The 1,111-nt window shown below is 64.7% G+C and carries 1 protein-coding gene; it reads left to right on the forward strand.

Going from position 1 to position 1,111, the window contains the following annotated elements:
• Positions 1 to 1,111: ATP-binding cassette domain-containing protein (locus EN750_RS35600; protein WP_127399363.1), on the forward strand; the 1,111-nt coding region annotated here is incomplete at both ends.

A 1,111-nucleotide genomic window follows, 5' to 3' on the forward strand; every position in this document is an offset into this window, starting at 1 on the left:
GCTTGAGAGCTGGAAGGCGCAGCAGGACGAGGCAAATGATGCGCAATCTCGCGCCAGTAACCGATCCAGCGTCATCTCGGCCCTCGCGCGCTCCTTCCGGCTGGCCCTGCAGATGGCAGTGCTCGGCCTCGGCGCCTATCTGGTGCTGAAGAACGAGGCTTCGCCCGGCATCATGATCGCCGCCTCGATCCTGATGGGCCGCGCCTTGGCCCCGGTCGAGCAAGCGATCGGTACATGGAAGGCGACGATCGGGGCACGGGCTGCTTACAAGCGTCTGGTCGCAGTAGCTGGTCAGCGGCCGGAGGCCACGCCGGCCCTGCCACTGCCGCGCCCGAAAGGCAAGTTTGTGGCCGAGAATATTATGCTCGCCAGACAGGGCGGCGAACCAATCCTGCGAGGAATCAGCTTCCAGCTCAAGCCCGGTGAAGCGATGGCGCTGGTCGGCCCGAGCGCAGCCGGTAAGACGAGCCTTGCGCGCGTGTTGGCCGGCACTTGGCGGCCGACCGGTGGCCGCGCGTTGCTTGACGGAATGAACGTTGTCGAATGGGCGGCCGAGGACCGGGGTCGACATGTCGGCTACCTGCCGCAGGATATCGAGCTCTTCGCCGGCACCGTCTCCGAGAACATCGCCCGTTTTGCGTCGCTCAATCCCGCAACTTTCAACAACGTGGTCAAGGCCGCGCAATTGGCGGGAGTCCATGAACTGATCAAGGGGCTGCCGAAGGGCTACGCCACCGAGATCGGTCAAGGTGGCGCGGCACTGTCCGGAGGGCAACGCCAGCGCATCGGACTGGCGCGGGCGCTCTACGGCGACCCGGCGTTCCTTATCCTAGACGAGCCTAACTCCAATCTCGACCACGAGGGCGAGCAGGCGCTCGCCACGGTCATCGGTGGGCTCAAGGAGGCCGGTACGACCCTGATCCTGATCTCGCACCGGCCAAGCATCCTGGACAAGGTCGACAAGGTGTTGGTCCTCAACCACGGCGCTCAAGATCTCTTCGGGCCGCGTGACCATGTCTTCAACGAACTCGCCAATCGCGCCAGCAAGGTGGCCCATCTGCCCAAGGCGGCCCAGCCGCCAACCCTTGAGGTGGTCAAGGAAGTCAAAGAG

It is taken from the genome of Mesorhizobium sp. M7A.F.Ca.ET.027.03.2.1 (assembly GCF_003999175.1).
Classification (GTDB): Bacteria; Pseudomonadota; Alphaproteobacteria; order Rhizobiales; family Rhizobiaceae; genus Mesorhizobium.